Below are 16,460 nucleotides of genomic sequence, written 5' to 3'. Positions count from 1 at the left end.
ATGACCAACCCGTTCGAGGACCAGGACGGCACCTTCCTCGTGCTCACCAACGACGAGAACCAGCACTCGCTGTGGCCGCAGTTCGCGGACGTCCCCGACGGCTGGAACACCGCCCACGGACCCGACACCCACGCCGCCTGCCTGGAGTACGTCGAGCGGTCCTGGACCGACATGCGGCCCAAGAGCCTCGCCGACGCCATGAACGCCCAACGGTAGCGCGGCTCGCAGTGAACCTGACCGACACCACCGACGAGGCCCGCACCGGCGCGGGCCTCGCCCGGTCCGACGACCTCGCCGCGGCCCTGCTCACGCCCGAGGCCCGCCGGGACCCGTACCCGTTCTACGCCCGCATGCGCCGCGAGGACCCGGTCCACCGCAGCGCCCAGGGCATCTGGTACCTCACCCGGTACGCCGACGTCGAGGCGGCCCTGGGCGACCTGCGGCTCTCCAACGACCGGGACCGGATGACCCGCGCCTACAGCGCGCTCGGCGGCGACCTCAAGGCCTTCAGCCGGCTCACCGACCGGCTCGGCCGGGTGATGAGCAACACCGACCCGCCGGACCACGCCCGGCTGCGCAAACTCGCCAACCGCGCCTTCACCGCCCGGCGCGTCGAAGCCCTGCGCGAGGGCATCCAGCGGATCGTCGACCGGCTGATCGACGAGGCGGTCGCGGCGGGGCCGTCCATGGACCTGATCGAGGCGGTCGCCTCCCCGCTGCCGATGTCCGTCGTCTGCGAGCTCTTCGGCATCCCGGCCGAGGACCTCCCGCAGGTCAAGACCTGGTTCCACCGCTTCGGCCGGCTCAGCGAGGACATCGACAAGTCCGAGGCGGCGATCGAGCAGTACGAGGAGTACCTCGCCCGGCTCGTCCGCTGCCGCCGGGCCGACCCCGGCGACGACCTCATCAGCGCCCTGGTCGCCACCCAGGCGCAGGACGACCGGCTCACCGACTCCGAGCTGCTGTCCACCTGCTTCGTCCTGATCACCGCCGGCGACGAGACCACCACCCACCTGGTCGGCAACGGCATGCTCGCCCTGCTGCGCCACCCCGACCAACTGGCCCGGCTGCGCGAGGACCCGGCGCTGATCCGCCCGGCCGTCGAGGAACTCGCCCGCTACGACACGCCGACCCAGGCGATCGTCCGGGTCGCCGCCGAGGACATCGCGATCGGCGGGCGGACGCTGCGCGAGGGCGAGCTGGCCTACCTGTTCCTCGCCGCGACCAACCGGGACCCCGAGCGCTTCGAGGACCCCGACCGGCTCGACCTGACCCGCCCCGGCAACCGGCACCTCAGCTTCGGCAACGGCCCGCACTTCTGCCTCGGCGGCCCGCTGGCCAAGCTCCAGGCGGAGGTGGCCGTCGGCACGCTGGTCCGCCGGCTCCCGCACCTGCGGCTCGCCGACGACGCGGTACTCGACTGGCGGCCCAACCCGCTGCAACGGCGGCTCACCGTACTTCCGCTCACCTACTGACACCTGAACGACGACGAAGGAGAAGTGACCATGGCCCGAGAGTTCGAGGTCCGCCGGGAACAGGACCTGCCCGCCACGCCCGAACAGGTCTGGGACGCGGTCGCCACCGGCGCCGGCAACCTCGGCTGGCTGTACCCGATGGAGGTCGAGCCGCGCGTCGGCGGAAAGGTCACGCGCAGCGACAGCACCGTCGTGGCGTGGGAGCCGCCGCACCACTTCGCGGTCCGGGCGACCCAGGACGGCGGGTTCTCCAACACGCTCACCTACCGCATCGAGCCGGCCGACGGCGGCACGAGTCACCTGCGGATGGGAATCCACTGGGTGCACACGGGCGTCGTCGACGACACCTGGAACTGGGACACCAAGGCGGACGCGTCCGAGAAGCACGTCGACTTCTACCAGCACTCCCTCCCCGAGTACCTGAGGTACTTCGCCGGCCGCCCCGCCGTCTACGTCAGGGCCGCCCGCGCCGAGCCCACCGGCGACCCCGCCGACTTCGCCGCCCTGCGCCGGCGCCTCGGCCTCGACGACGACGCGGCCGTCGGCGACCGGCTGTCGCTCGACCTCCCGGGTACGGACGGCGGCCCGACGGAGGTGGTCGTGGACTGGCTGAGCCCCGACTTCGTCGGCCTGCGGGGCCCGGACGCGCTGTACCGGTTCTTCAATGGCAGCTCCTGGAACTGGCCGATCTGGCTGGGCCACCACCTGTTCGCCGAGGACACGGACGAAGAGCTGGCCACCAAGGCCTGGAACGCCTGGCTCAACGGCGCCTGAACCCGCCGTACGACACGACCGAAGGACCCCTGGTGGAAACACTGCTCTACGCCGCCGAACTCGTCGAGGAAGACGGCACCTACAAACTCGTGGTGCAGGACGTGGTGCGGGACACGGTCCAGGTCACCCCGGTTCCCGAATCCGCGGTGGCCAGGCTCCCGGTACTCCTGTCGGTGCTGAGCTCCAAGCTCGGCTCGGCGTCGGCACGCGGCCGCTGGTAGATCGCTTCCGGCTGCACGGGGCGGGTGCCGTCCGGCACATGAACTGCCGTACGGCACCGGCCCCGTGAGCGGACACCCGTGGCCGGGAACGTCATACGCGCTCCTCCGGCACCGCTGCGCGGACTCATGCCCGCGTAGGACGTCAGCCCATGACGGTTCGAGAGGCGGCACCCTCGGCCAGGGGCCGTCTGCGGGAGAAGGCACCCAGGTCGACGACGACGCCGGTGTGTTCCCCCGTGTACCGCAGCGGATCGCGGTCGTGGTCGTGGCCGGCCTCGACACGGTCGACCAGGGCGGCGAGGAACCGGCCCGCCAGGGGAGCGTTCTTGAACTGGTTGCCGCTCGTGCCCATGGCGACGTAGAAGCCGGCCAGATCGGTGCGGTCGTAGACACCGGCGACGCCGGACAGCCGGTTCGGAACACCGAGGAGCGGGAACCGGCGGGCTGCCCTGGTCACCTGGGTCTCGAACCGGGCGGGCGTCGGGTGCGGGTTGCACTCGTCGGGATCGTCGAGCCACTCCCTGGGGTCGCAGGCGGGCAGCGTACTGCCGATGAGGACGTGTCCGCCGGAGAGGCGCAGATAGGTCCCGAGGTCGACATCGGCCACGATCAGGCCGAACGTGGTCCCGGTCCCGGTCCCGGTGCCGCCCGAGCCCGAGGCGGCCCCGTCGCTTCGACGGACCGGCGCGGCCACCTGGTGGACCTCCTGGCGCAGCGGGCGCACCCCCACGGTGAACTCGGCCCCGACCCCGGCCAGCCGGTTGAACCCGCCCGACCAGGGCCCGGCGGCGTTGACCACCACCGGTGCCGTGATCGCGGTGCCGTCGGCGAGCCGGACGCCCGCCACCCGGTCCTCGCCGCGCAGCACACCGACGACCGCGCGCCGGAAGAGGAAACGCGCCCCGACGCGGGCCGCCGCGTCCGCGAGATTCTGTGCCGCGAGCTGTGGACCGTCGTCGAAGCCCGCGTCGGGGGTGAACAGCGCGCCGAGCTCTCCCTCCGGGCCGGAGAAGAAGGCATCGTCGAGCAGGGACCTGGGAGGTCCGTAGCGTCCCGCGTCGATACCGGGGACCCGGCTGCGCAGCGTCGCGGCGTCCCAGCGCTCGTACGGCACACCGGCACGCTCGAACAGCGCGACGACCTCGGACGTTCCGGAGCCCGGTGCGTCGAGGAGCACCGCTCCGGTCCGCCGGAACGCCGCCAGACCAGGGCCGCGCACGGTGCCCAGGTGCTCCGCCCACCGTGCCCAGCAGTGCCGGGATTCCCAGGCGGTGGCGACACCGTCCCAGGTCGAGTAGTCGAAACGGATGATCGCGCTCGACGCGCCGGTGGATCCGTGGCCGACGCCGTCGGCCTTGTCGACGACCACGACGCGCCGACCGGTGCGCGCCAGTTCCAGTGCCACCGCGGCACCGATCACGCCGGCCCCCACGACGACCGCGTCCGCGCCGGACGGAGGCGTGTCCGCTTCCCCGGCCGTCATGACGGCCTCTCCTCGGAGGGTCGCGGAGTCCGGTCACCCTGCGCGTCCGGGGGAACGTGACCGGACCGGGGCGGACGGTCGTCGGCGCGGTACGGGAAGGGGCGGGCGGCGCGATGCGGCCGACCGGCCGCGTCCGGCTGCGGGTCCCGCGCGGCGCAGACGTCCCGTCCGGGATGCCGGTCCGGCCCGACGGGGCAGCGGGGACGGAAGCGGCAGCCGGTCGGCGCAACCGGCGTCGCGATCGACCGAGCCCTGGGGGACGACACGGTTCGGCGGTGCATGGCGCTCATCGTGCCATCGCGATCGACGGCGCCGGCTGGGCCTTCCCGGGCCGGACCCGAACACGCGGGACTGTTTCCCCCCCGTCCGAGTGAGGCCGCCCGACGCGCGGCCCACGGCCTCGTTGCTGACGCTGCGTCACCTCAAGCCGCACACTGGCGCCATGGTCATCAATCCAGGGGGCTCCCCGGACGGCTCGACGGCGCGAGAGATCGACCGGCTCGCGACCTCGTACTGGGACTTCCTGCTCGCGCGCGAGCCGTCGCTGCGCACGCGCCGCGGGCTGCCGGTCGAGTCGCTGCCGGGGGTGTCCGCGGGGGAGGCCGACGAACGCGCCGGGTTCGCGGCAGGGGTGCTGAACCAGCTCCGTGCGCTGCGACCGGCGGAGCTGTCCGGTCCCGCCGCCGACACGGCGGGCTTCCTGCAGGCACTGGCCGAACAGGAAGCGGAGGCGGGACGTTTCCACTGGCTCACCCCCACCGCCACGCCGTACCAGCTCTTCCGCCTCCAGCAGTACGGTGACACCGTCTTCCGCCCGTTCCGCTTCGAGCACCGGGCCGACGTGGACCGGTACGTGACCCTCGTAGGGGACCTGGCCCGTTGCGTCGCGACGATCGGCGACAAGGTCGCCGGGCAGGCGGAGCGGGGCTTTCACATCCCCGCTCCGGCCCTGACCGGCGTCCACACCACGCTCACCCGTCTGCGGGCCTCGTCGGCAGGGCACGTCCGGGCGGACGCCGAGCGACTCATCCGGCTCGACGCGGCGAGCCGGGGGCACCTGCGGGACACGGTCGAGCGGCTCGTGGCCACCGAACTGGAGCCGGCGTTCGACCGTCTCGTCGCCCTCGTGGGCGACCCGGACTACCTCCGGCGGGCACCGCAGGCCGTCGGCTGGGCCCGCTACCCGGAAGGCGAGGCGGCGTACCGCGCCTTCGTCAGGACGTACACGTCCGGCGACACACCACCCGAACGCCTCCACGAACTCGGCCGGGAGCACTGCCGCGAACTCGGCGAGCGGATGCGGGAGATGCGCGACACGCTCGGTTTCGCGGGGACGGAGGCGGAGTTCAACGAACGGCTCGCGACCGAGCCGCGCCTGTACGCCGCCACCCCGGAGGAGGTCGAAGCCCGCTACCGCGGACACCTCGACCGCCTCGCGCCGCTGCTGCCGCGCTGGTTCGCGGTCCTGCCCCGCGCCCCCTACGACGTGGCCCGCCTCGACCCGGCGCTGGAGGGGTCGATGACGTTCGGCTACTACGAACCGCCGACCGCCGCGCAACCGGTGGGACGCTACCGCTACAACGCCTCGGACCTGGCACACCGGTCACTGCTCGGCGCGGCCGCGCTCATCTACCACGAGCTGTCGCCCGGACATCACTTCCACCTCGCCCGCCAGGCCGAGAACACCGCGCTGCCCGACCTGCGACGCGAACTGACGGCCTTCAGCGGGTTCGAGGAGGGCTGGGCGGAGTACGCGGCAGGGCTCGCCTGGGAGATGGGGCTGTACGACGACCCGTGGGACGCGTACGGACGGCTGGCCCATGAACGGTTCACCGCGCAGCGCCTCGTCGTCGACACCGGCCTCAACCTCGGGACGATGACGCTGGAGGAGGCGCGCACCTTCATGCGGGCCCACGCGGCGGCCGAGTCCGAACGGCAGATCACGACCGAGTCGTTGCGCTACGCGACCGATCTGCCGGGGCAGGCGCTGACGTACCGGGCGGGTCATGCGGAGTTCACGGCATTGCGGGCAGCGTGCGAACGCGGCGCCGGCGCCGCGTTCGACGTGCGCGCCTTTCACGAGACCGTGCTGGCCGGCGGCACACTGCCGTTTCCCGCCCTGCGCCGACGGGTGGAGAGAGAAATGCACGGGGCACACGGCCGGACAGGCTTCCAGGGAAAGCCGCTCTACTCGAATGAGTGAAGGCCACAGGGAATTGGTAGCCGCTCACCCGTCCTTGGATACTCTCTGTGATGGAGGGGGCGGGTCCGCTGAAGCGGAGTGTGTCCGTCTGATCATCATCTCCTCGACAGAAGAGAAGGATGTTGTGCCATGCCGCCTGTAGTACCTCCCTTCCTGATCGGTTTGCTCGCCGCATCCCTGGTGAAGAGGCTGGGCAAGCCCCTGGTGCGAGGGGTCGTCAAAGCGTCGGTGGGCCTCGGAATCGAGGTCAAGAGAGCCGTCCACGAAGCCGGCGAGGGAATCCATGACCTCGCTGCCGAGGCGACTGCCGAGGTGCGCGCGGCCCGGACGGCACCGGAAGCCGGACACGGCGTCGGCGCCCCGGAGGACGGCCTCGCGGGCCGGGCCGGAGCGGCCGCCGAGCCGGCGCCCGCAGCGGCAAAGGCCCACGAAGGACGGACCGGCCGTCAGACCAAGCCCGTCGGCAAGGCCCGTGGCGCCGGTTCGGCCGCCACCAAGGTCCGTCGCGCCGATTCGACCACCGCCAAGGCGCACTGAGCCCGCCGGCCGACCGGTCTCTCGCATGCGACCGCCGCGCCGCCGGCGCCATGGTGGGCTGCGCCGTATCGGCCATCACGACACCCTGATGGAGGCAGGTCGGATGTCTGCGACCGACGCGAAGAAGTGGTTCCGTGTTCACCGGCGTGCGGCGGACCCCAGGATCCGACTGGTGTGTTTCCCGCACGCCGGCGGCACGGCACAGCTGTTCCACGGCTGGCCCGCGCTGCTGCCGGGGGACGTCGAGGTGCTCGCCGTGCGGTACCCCGGCCGCCAGGACCGGCTCGCGGAAGCCTGCATCGAGGACATGGCCACCCTGGCCGACACGATCGAGGACGCACTGCGGCCCTGGCTCGACCGGCCGCTGGCGCTCTTCGGACACAGCATGGGCGCCTGCGTCGCCTACGAGGTGGCCCTGCGGCTGGAGACCCGCGGCATCGTTCCCGAGCACCTGCTGGTCTCCGCACACGAAGCCCCCGGGTGGGCCGAACGCGTCGCGCTGCACGACGCCGACGACGAAACCCTGATCACCCACGTCCGGCAGCTCGGAGACCTGCACTCGCAGGCCTACGACATCCCGGAGCTGCGTGACCTGCTGCTGCCCGCCCTCCGTTCGGACTACCGGCTGATCGAGGGCTACCACCCCCCGAATCCGGCTCCGGTCAAGGCGCCGATCACCGCGTACGTAGGCCAGGACGATCCGAGTTGCGCGCTCGACGGGGTCCTCGCCTGGTCCGGCCTCACCGCCCCGGGCTCCTTCGAGCTGTGCCCGTTCCCCGGGGATCACTTCTACCTCGCAGCCCAGGAAGCCGAAGTGGTCACGGACGTGGCAGCACGCCTTGCGCGCGTGTGACCTCGGTGGCTGCCCGGCTGTGACGGAAGGCGGGGTCCCGGCACCGCGCATGGCGCCCGCGGGGTTCCCAGGGGACGATGGTCGTAACGGTCGCTGAGACGTGCGGTGTCCCCGGCAGCGGCCGCGAAGGCTGGGACGGAGAAGGGACCATGCGACCGGGAAGACGTGCCGCCGACGCGATACTCCGGCTGCTCAGCCGGGACTGGGCCGGGCTGGGCATCGCCCTGCTGCCGGCGGCCGCGGGTGCGCGGTGTGCGTCCAGGGGTACCGGCCGGCGGATTCTCGGCGGCGCGCTGTGGGCCGTGGCCCTCGCACTCGGTCTCGGGTCGTTCCGCCATCTGGTGCATGTGGGCCGGATACGCGTGAGGTATCCGCCACCCGGACGAATGGTCGACGTGGGCGGCCACCGCATGCATGTCCTGGCCGAGGGAGACGCCGGACCGAGGCCCACGGTGGTCTGGATGCCGGGCGGCCATGCCGGCGGATACGCCATGTACCGGCTGCACGTGCTGGCGCGGGAACAGATGCGTTCGGTCCTGGTGGACCGTCCGGGGTCCGGCTGGAGCGACCCGGGCCCGTTCCCGCGCACGACGGCGGCAGAAGCCGTCGAACTGCTCACGGCGCTGGAACGGGCCGGTGAAAAGGGGCCCTACGTCTTCGTGGGGCACTCGTTCGGGGGACTGCTCATGGCCAACGCCGCCAGACGCCGCCCTGACCTGGTGGCCGGTCTGGTACTGCTCGATCCCACCCCGCCCGATGCCGTCGCCTTCGGCCCGGCGCTTCCGGCCCTGCGACGCGCCCCGAGGGACCAGACCGCCCTCGCGCTGCGGCACCTCTTCGGCCTCCACCCTCTCGCGGGCAAGGAGGAGACACACACCTCCGACGACCCGGCGCAGGTTCTCGCCATGATCGAGCTCAGGACCAAGGCGAGCTGCGCCGCGGCATCGATCCTGCGAGAGCTGTCGCCGGACGGCATCACCAGAGACGGCTGGCAGACGGCCGTACACGACGGCGAGCTCGGCTCGCTGCCCCTCCTCCTCGTGGCGCCACGCGATCTGACGGGCGGTGGCGAGATCTTCGACGCGGTCGACGATCCTGAGGAGAGCGCCCGGCTCCGGCACTTCTTCCTCACCGTGAGAGAACGGTTCCTCGCGGCCTCCAGCAGGGGACGGAGGGTTTACACCCCGGAGGGAACGGGCCACGACTTCCCGGATCGCGTACCCGACTTCGTCGTGCAGGTGGTGGACTCGCTGCTGGACCAGTGCGGGCCGGGGGCGTCGAAGCCGTTCTGATCCCCTTGCGCAGCCGCGGCCCGCTCCGGCGGGCTTCCACCCGACCGAATGAACGGCGCCGGCGTCTACGGGCGCATCGGCCGAGGTCCGACTATCGTGTTTTTGGTGGGGGTGACATTCCTGCCCAGCCTTGTCGGCCGGACGGTATCGGCTCGTGCGGCGTCGGCAGTCGTGCTGTGCACACAAGAAGAGGGTTCACACATGCTCCCTGCTGTTCCTCCCTTCCTCGTCGGCGTGATTGCGGCCCCCCTGGCCAAAAGAGTGGCGAAACCGCTGGTGCGAGGCGTCATCAAGACGTCGGTCGGCCTGACCCTTGAAGTCAAGCGTGCAGTCATCGAGGCCGGGGAGGAGATCCAGGGCCTCACCGCCCTTGCGGCTGCCGAGAAGATGGCGAGTTCGGCTCGCACAGGTGATGTGGAGCCGGCGATGAGGTGACGGCGCACGGTGCCACGGCCACGGCCGGCTGAAGTCCGTCGACCTCGGCCTCGCCGAGTAACTGCACCGCGGGCAGGAGACCCTGCACATTCGCGGCGGACTCCGCGACGGGCAGTGGAGGCGGTCTGCGCCGGAATACTCTGGTCCGGGGCGACCGAGCCCGACGAACCGACAGAATCCGTGACGCGTACGAGGCCATCCGCAAGGCGGGCGGCCCCTCACGGAGTTGACGTCCAACTGCGTTCGCTCTCCGGACCGGAGCCGAACCCCCGGCGGGGCCTCGCCCACCGGGGCCTCACCACTGCCCATGCCTCGACGCCCGCGCCGAGGCATGGGCCGTCCCCCATTCGCCTCCGGCACCGGCCCGACAGCGCCCGCCGCGTCCGGCGGCCGAGACACACGAGGGGTACGTCGAGACCGTCCCGCACGCCCCTTCCCCGCCTCCATGCCCGGACGGAAGCACGGCTCAACCGCCAGGGCCGCGAAGGTCCCTCCCTCCCGTCGGCCACCGAAGTCGCGTCGGCGATGGACACCGAAGGCCTGCTCGACTCCGAGCCGATCGGCGTCCGTACCGGGCTATCGACCGGTCGGAGCCGGTACTGAGGCCAGATGATGGCACGGCACCTGGCGCTGTCTCACCGACTCCGACGCCCGCCCCACCGCTTGGTCCGCCTACACCGCCAGCGTCACCTTGCTCGCCGACGGCCCGGCCCTCACCACCACTCTGGCCCGCTCCGACCTGTAGGAAGGGCATCCCCACCGAACTCAGTCCGATCGACAACTCTTGCAGCTTCGGCTACCACAAGCGGTGGCCACCTGGCACCCACCCGGCTCTTTTCCCACCCTCCCCGCTCGGCGTCCGTACGCTGCGGGGTGATGGCGCATCTCCGGCGCGATCATGGGGAGTTAGGGGGGATCATGGACACCGAGACGTTCATGTCGCTGGCCGGTCCGGCCGTCGCCTCCGCCGTGAGCGCCTACGGCACCGCGGTGCTGACGAGGGCCGAGGACGCGGCGGCCGATGCGACCGTAAGCCTGGGGCAGCGGATCATCAGCGCGGTCTGGCGTCGCAGGAGCCCCGACCAGCAGGCCGAGTTGGAGAGGTCCCTCGACGACGCGGCCCGGCCAGGCGGCGAGGACGCGATGGGTGCGCTGCGCTACCAGATCAGGCTTGCCCTGAAATCCGACCCGCAGTTGCTGGCGGAGCTGGCCGCCCTGCTGCCCCCGGCCGCGGCCACGGCCCCGGTTGTGACGGTCACGGCCGAGAGGGGTGGGATCGCCGTCGGCAGGAACAACCACGGCGCACTCACCACCAACGTCAACACGACGCCCACGCCGTTCACCCCCACGTCCCTGGCAGGCTCCGAATGACGGATCCTCAGACACCCGACTCTTACGCGGCGTACGCCGCTGGTCTCGGGTCGATGGCCGTCGGCCGGGACAACTACGCCCCGATGACCACCCATGTCACGGTGCTCCCGCCGACGGCAATCCGCTCGGCTGCCGACACCGAGGCCTGCGGCGAATCCCGCCTGCGCCCACCGAAGACGACCTTCACCGGCCGGGCGGAGGAGCTGGCAGCGATCCGGACCGCGCTGCTCGGGCTCACCGGCGGCGTCCACATCCCGGTCGTGGTGGTGCATGGCCTGGGCGGCATCGGCAAGACCGAGCTGGCCGTGCAGTACGCCCAGACCCACCGGCACGCCTACGACCTGGCCTGGTGGATCGATGCCGCCGGCCCCGGGGCCATCAACGCCGCCCTCGCCGACATCGCGGTCCGGCTGAATCCGTTCTGGGTCGGCACCCGGCCGTCCGAGCGCGCGCTCACCGCCTGGGCCCTGTCCTGGCTCCAGCGGCACGACAACTGGCTGCTGGTCTACAACAACGTCGAGGACCCGAACCTGATCTGGCAGCACCTGGGCGACCTCGGGCGCGGGCACCATCTGATCACCAGCCGCCACGCCACCGGGTGGAAACGCCGGGTGGCACTGATCGGCCTGGACGTCCTACCGCGCACCGACTCCGTCGCGCTGCTCAACGCCTGGGAGCCCTTCCGCTCCCTGGAGGAGGAGTGGCACGCGGGCCGGCTCGCGAAGGAACTGGGCGACTTGCCGCTGGCCCTGGAACAGGCCGCCGCCTACATGGCCCAGACCCAGACCAGCATCCAGTTCTACCGCGACAGCCTCGCCGAGCAGTTGGACGAGGCCGCCCAGGACCACTCCGGCGAGGAGCAGACGGTGGCCCGGGTCTGGAAGCTCACCCTCGCCATGTTGGAGGAGACGGACCCGCTGGCCGTCGAGCTGCTCCACGTCCTGGCCTGGCTTGACCCCGACAGCTGCCCCCGGCCTCTGCTGGCCCCGCTCGCCCCTGGCAAGCTCCCGGTGGTCAGTGCCCTGGGGCGGCTGAACGGCTTCAGCATGGTCGCCCTCACTCACGAGACGGTCTCCGTCCACCGTCTGGTGCAGACCGTGGTGCGGGACGGGGCGATCCGGCGAGCCGGTCGGGAGGCGGCCGAGGGCAGCGTCCCTGCGCCGCCACGCGGTCGGCCCCAGGCCGAGCGCGTCCTGCTCGAAGCCGTGTATCCGGACGGGACCGAGGCCGCCCCGGACCAGGCCCAACTCGCCCTGCTCGCACCGCATGTGATCGCCCTCTCCGGCACTGACTCCGGGGCCTACCGCCCGGACCTGGTCAGGCTCTTCGCCGAGACCGCGCTGCACCTGCGCGGCCAGGGCCAGACCGTCCGGGCCCTCCCGGTCTTGCGGGCGTACTCGCAGCAGGTCGTGGCGGGTTTCGGCCCCGACCACCGGATCGCCCTGATCGGCTGCAACGCGCTCGCCTCCGCTCTAGCGGCGGCCGGCGAGCTCGGCGAAGCGGTCGAGGTCTTGGAAGAACTTCGCGAGCGGAGCATCCGGGCACTCGGCCCGGGCAACCTCACCGCCCTGAACATCCGGGCCAACCTTGCCTCCGCCCACCACGACAGCGGCCGATTCGATTCCGCCGTCGAGGAGTTCATCGATGCCGCCGCTGTCGCCGCCGAGCACCTTGGCCCGGAGCACGCCCGGACCCTGACCCTGCGCAACGGCCTTGCCCTGGCGTACGAGGACAGTGGCCGTCCCAAGCAGGCGATCGAGATCTACGAGGACCTGCTCCGGCACCCGGAGCGCCTGGTCCGCCGGGAGCACGATCTGACCCCGCCGATACCGAGCGCGGCCTCGGTGCGGAACAACCTTGCCGGGGCGTATGAGAGCGTCGGCCGGTACGAGGAATCGGTCGCGCTCTACCGTGCGGTACTTGCCGAGCTGACCGACGTCCTTGGGCGTGAGCACCCGACCACCGTGGACTGTCTCGGCAACCTGGGCTACGCCCTGGAGTCGGCCGGTCGGCTCGACGAAGCGTCCGACATCTACCGGGACGTGTTGGAGCGGCGGGTGGCGATCCTGGGCGAGGACCACCCAGACACCCTGCTGAGCCAGAGCAACCTTGCCAACCTGCACCTGACGAACGGTGAGATCGACACCGCGCTAAAACTGTGCGGAAAGACGCTGGTCCAACGCGAGCAGATCCTGGGCCGGACCCACGTCGACACCCTGGTGAGCCGGAACATGATGGCCTCGGCCCACGAGTCCGCCGGGGAGCTGGAGCAGGCAGTCGAGCTGTTCGAGACCACCCTCGGACAGCGCCGTGAGGTCCTCGGGAGCGGGCATCCCGCGACCCTGCTCACCCTGGCCAACCTGGCGGTCTGCCACCTACGGATGGGGGACGCCGCGGCAGCCGTCCCCCAGCTTGAGGAGGCGCTGACCAGCCAAAAACGTCTCTCCGGGCCGGACAGTCCCGATGCCCTGCGCCACCTTCACAACCTGGCCGCCGCCTGGCGGGAGGCGGGAGACCTCGACCGGGCCCGAGAGCTGTTCACCACCGCACTGGACCGGCGCACCCAGGTGCTGGGCGCGAACCACTTCGAAACCCTCACCACGCTCAGCGGCCTGGCCCGGCTGCACCAGGCCGACGGGGACCTGGACCGCGCCATCGCCCTCTACGAAACTGCGATCGACGGTCTCACCAAGACGCTCGGCCCCGACCACCCCACCACCCAGGCCGTCTCGGGCTACCTCGCTGAGGCCCACACCCTCTGACCGCCGCGCCCCGGCCGCCGACCGTCATGGCGGGGGCCCGGGCCTGCGGTGGTATCTGTTCAGATCAGGCCGAGGCGGCTGAGCGCGGTCGTCCAGTCGGTGACGATGGCCTGCTGCGCGGCGGCGAAGTGACCTTGCCGGAGCAGACCGCGGTGTGCAGCTTCGGGCTGTGGCCCACATTTCGTGACGGTCACGCAGGAGTGCCGGCGTTCGATTCATGGGCAGCAGATCTTCTGGCCCCTCTGCCTCTGACGGTGTCCGGGAGCCTGTACGTCGTCGCTGTACTCCGACTCGGCGGGCAGTAAGCCTTTCCTCGTAATGAGCGATGAGCCCCACGGCCACTGCCGCGACGACTCGACTCGTGATCACGATCTGCGGCTGGATTCCGGAGTGTCCGGTCCGGTGGTGAGGGCGGTCTGCTCGGAGGGTAAGACCTCTCTGCAAGAAATCGACTATGGCTTGCAGGATCTGTACTGATGGATGGAAATGTGTGTCCGACGTCTTGTCGGTCGTTCTGCCGCGCCCTAATGTCCCGGTACGCAGCGGCACGGCTCCTGACCGCCGTGCCGCCGCGCACCGAGCTGCCCTCGGTGTCCTCCGCTCCTGAAGAAACGAGACTCCGATGGCGCGACACACCCTCCACGCGGCTGCCGAGCGGGACCGGGGCCGTGCGCGAAGACCGGCCCGGACGGTCGTGGCGCTGACCGCGGCCGCCGCCGGACTCGTACTCGGACTCGGAGCTCCGGCCCCGGCGGCCCCGGGGCACGGTGGCGGCGTCGGCGCCCCGGCGGTGACCCGGGCCGGGCTCGATCCCGCCCTCGTAGCCGGGCGCGGCGCCACGGTGGACTTCGCCGAACAGGAGGCGGAAAGCGCGCCGACGAACGGCACCGTCATCGGCCCCGACCGCACCGCCTACACCCTGCCCTCCGAGGCGTCCGGCCGCGCCGCGGTGCGCCTGAAGCCGGGCCAGTACGTCGAGTTCACCCTGCCGCGCGCCACCAACGCCCTCACCGTCCGCTACAGCATCCCCGACGCCCCCGAAGGCGGCGGCATCACCGCGCCCCTCGACGTCTCCGTGGACGGCGGACACCACAGGACGATGACGCTCACCTCGCGGTACTCCTGGCTGTACAACCAGTACCCGTTCAGCAACGCCCCTCAAGGCGACCTGCTGCACCCCGACTGGTGGATCACCGAATGCGGATGCGTTCCCGCCGCCACCACCCCAACGCCCACCGTCGACAAGCCGTTCCGGCCCGGCCACTTCTACGACGAACAGCGGCTGCTGCTCGGCAAGCGGTACGCGGCCGGCGACACCGTCCGCCTCACCGCGCCCAAGAGCAGCACCGCGGCCTGGACCGTGATCGACCTGCTCGACACACAACTCGTCGGCGCGCCGCACGTCGAGAAGCACGCCGTGAACGTCATCGCGTTCGGGGCCGACCCCACCGGGCGGCGGGAGGCAGGCGACGCCTTCGACCGGGCCATCTCCTACGCGAAGAAGCGGCACCTCAAGGTCTACGTGCCACCGGGCACGTACCAGGTGAACCGTCACATCGTCGTGGACGACGTGACGATCGTCGGGGCCGGCAGCTGGTACACGATCGTCAAGGGGCACCAGGTCACCCTCGACACCCCCGCCCCCGACGGCTCGGTCCACACCGGCGTCGGTTTCTACGGCAAGGACGCGGCGGACGGCGGCAGCCACGGCGTCCACCTGTCGGGCTTCGCCGTCGAGGGCGACGTACGCGAACGTGTCGACACCGACCAGGTCAACGCCATCGGCGGGGCGCTCGGCGACTCGACGATCGACGGCCTCTACCTCCACCACACCAAGGTCGGCATGTGGTTCGACGGCCCCATGACCCGCCTGCGGGTCACCCGCACCGTGATCGCCGACCAGATCGCCGACGGCGTCAACTTCCACACCGGTGTCACCGACTCCAGCGTCTCGGACACCTTCGTCCGCAACACCGGCGACGACGGCCTGGCCATGTGGTCGGAGAAGACCGGCGACGCGCGCAACGTCTTCGCCCACAACACCGTGCAGACCCCGGTCCTCGCCAACGGCATCGCTCTCTACGGCGGCACCGACAACACGGTCACCGGCAACCTCATAGCCGACCCCGTCAGGGAAGGCAGCGCCATCCAGGTCGGCTCCCGGTTCGGTGCGCAGCCGTTCACCGGACACCTGCGGATCACGGACAACACGACAGTCCGTTCGGGACCCTTCGAGCTCAACTGGAAGATCGGCCTCGGAGCCATCTGGTTCTACGCCCTGGAGCGGGACATCGACGCCGACATCGAGGTCACCGGAGACCACTTCCTCGACAACACCTACAACGCGGTCATGCTCGTCTCCGACTTCCCGGTGAAGGACAAGTACGCGATCCGGGGCGTCCGCTTCAAGGACATCCGCGTGGACGGCACCGGCACCTCCGTGCTCAGCGCCCGCTCCGCCGGTTCGGCGTCCTTCGAGAACGTGGACGTCCGTAACGTCGGCGCGGTCGGGATCAACAACTGCGGGGCGTTCAATTTCCCGGCCTCCGGATCCGAATTCGCGGTCGACGACCTCGGCGGCAACGACGGAGGCGGCACGACCGGCCCCTGGCTGGCGTCCTGGGAACTGCCGAACACCATCACCTGCGACGACCGGCCGCCGGTGGTCCCGCCACCGGCCCCGGCACCTTGGTGAGGAACGTCTCTCACCGACTGGCACGCACAGGCGACGGCGGCCGATCCCCATCGGCCGCCGTCGCGGTGTGCGGTCGTACGAGCTCCTGCCCGTAGCCCTGCCCGTAGTCCGTAGTCCGTGGTCCGTGGTCCGTGGTCCGTGGTCCGGGGTTCGTGGCGCGTCCGGGCGGTGGTCCCTGTCCGGACGGATGTGTGGCCCCAGCAGCTATCCTTGCTCACCGGCCGGGGCCGACCGCCGCGGCCAGAGGGCCCGGGCCCGGCCCGATGCCGCACATCGCGGGGCGATCTTGGAATGGATGCCTTGGCGCCATTGCTGCACTCCCCGAGCGGACGAGTCCGCACCGCCCCGCTCCTGGCCTC

Annotated in this window: 13 protein-coding genes; 12 read left to right on the top strand and 1 reads right to left on the bottom strand. The window is 71.3% G+C overall.

Translation table 11 applies throughout. From position 1 onward, the window contains the following. From ACH4S8_RS40405 to ACH4S8_RS40390, 4 genes are read left to right on the top strand one after another with little or no spacing between them, the layout of a single operon-like run. A complete protein-coding gene (locus ACH4S8_RS40405; RefSeq protein ID WP_398403470.1) occupies window positions 1-216 on the top strand; it encodes an MbtH family protein in 216 nt (71 codons plus the stop codon). An 11-nt stretch (window positions 217-227) separates the two neighbouring features. Beyond that, window positions 228-1,475 carry a cytochrome P450 gene (locus ACH4S8_RS40400; protein WP_398403468.1) on the top strand — a complete coding sequence of 416 codons (1,248 nt, stop codon included), beginning with the start codon at window positions 228-230 and terminating at the stop codon, window positions 1,473-1,475. Between the two features lie 30 nt (window positions 1,476-1,505). After that, complete coding sequence (locus tag ACH4S8_RS40395; RefSeq protein WP_398403466.1) at window positions 1,506-2,249, top strand: SRPBCC family protein; 744 nt, start codon at window positions 1,506-1,508, stop codon at window positions 2,247-2,249. Between the two features lie 32 nt (window positions 2,250-2,281). Further along, window positions 2,282-2,470, top strand: coding sequence for a hypothetical protein (locus ACH4S8_RS40390; RefSeq protein WP_329302740.1), 189 nt, complete (start codon window positions 2,282-2,284; stop codon window positions 2,468-2,470). Window positions 2,471-2,612: 142 nt separating this feature from the next. Here the strand turns inward: ACH4S8_RS40390 and ACH4S8_RS40385 are convergent, their stop codons facing one another. Further along, window positions 2,613-3,953, bottom strand: coding sequence for an NAD(P)/FAD-dependent oxidoreductase (locus tag ACH4S8_RS40385; protein ID WP_398403463.1), 1,341 nt, complete (start codon window positions 3,951-3,953; stop codon window positions 2,613-2,615). A 442-nt stretch (window positions 3,954-4,395) separates the two neighbouring features. Between ACH4S8_RS40385 and ACH4S8_RS40380 the strand changes: the two genes are divergently transcribed. From ACH4S8_RS40380 to ACH4S8_RS40345, 8 genes are all read left to right on the top strand, one after another. Continuing rightward, window positions 4,396-6,156: a DUF885 domain-containing protein gene (locus ACH4S8_RS40380; RefSeq protein ID WP_398403461.1), complete on the top strand. Its 1,761-nt coding sequence runs from the start codon at window positions 4,396-4,398 to the stop codon at window positions 6,154-6,156. Between the two features lie 129 nt (window positions 6,157-6,285). Next, on the top strand, window positions 6,286-6,693 hold the full coding sequence (locus ACH4S8_RS40375; RefSeq protein ID WP_398403459.1) for a DUF5132 domain-containing protein: 408 nt from the start codon (window positions 6,286-6,288) through the stop codon (window positions 6,691-6,693). Window positions 6,694-6,796: 103 nt separating this feature from the next. Beyond that, the gene (locus tag ACH4S8_RS40370) at window positions 6,797-7,546 is read left to right on the top strand and encodes a thioesterase II family protein (RefSeq protein ID WP_398403456.1); all 750 of its coding nucleotides are present in this window, start codon (window positions 6,797-6,799) and stop codon (window positions 7,544-7,546) included. 149 nt (window positions 7,547-7,695) lie between these two features. Further along, window positions 7,696-8,838: an alpha/beta fold hydrolase gene (locus tag ACH4S8_RS40365; RefSeq protein ID WP_398403454.1), complete on the top strand. Its 1,143-nt coding sequence runs from the start codon at window positions 7,696-7,698 to the stop codon at window positions 8,836-8,838. 48 nt (window positions 8,839-8,886) lie between these two features. Further along, entirely contained in the window at window positions 8,887-9,273 is a 387-nt protein-coding gene (locus tag ACH4S8_RS40360) for a DUF5132 domain-containing protein (protein WP_398403452.1), read from the top strand. A gap of 918 nt (window positions 9,274-10,191) precedes the next feature. After that, entirely contained in the window at window positions 10,192-10,644 is a 453-nt protein-coding gene (locus ACH4S8_RS40355) for a hypothetical protein (RefSeq protein ID WP_398403450.1), read from the top strand. Beyond that, the gene (locus tag ACH4S8_RS40350) at window positions 10,641-13,406 is read left to right on the top strand and encodes a tetratricopeptide repeat protein (RefSeq protein WP_398403448.1); all 2,766 of its coding nucleotides are present in this window, start codon (window positions 10,641-10,643) and stop codon (window positions 13,404-13,406) included. Before ACH4S8_RS40355 ends, ACH4S8_RS40350 begins: the two co-directional genes overlap by 4 nt. Before the next feature lie 622 nt (window positions 13,407-14,028). Then, window positions 14,029-16,101 carry a glycosyl hydrolase family 28-related protein gene (locus ACH4S8_RS40345; protein WP_398403446.1) on the top strand — a complete coding sequence of 691 codons (2,073 nt, stop codon included), beginning with the start codon at window positions 14,029-14,031 and terminating at the stop codon, window positions 16,099-16,101. The last annotated feature ends 359 nt before the right edge of the window (window positions 16,102-16,460 follow it).

This window comes from Streptomyces sp. NPDC021080 (assembly GCF_044333225.1).
Taxonomy (GTDB): Bacteria; Actinomycetota; Actinomycetes; order Streptomycetales; family Streptomycetaceae; genus Streptomyces.
This window is presented reverse-complemented; position numbering and strand designations above follow the sequence as displayed.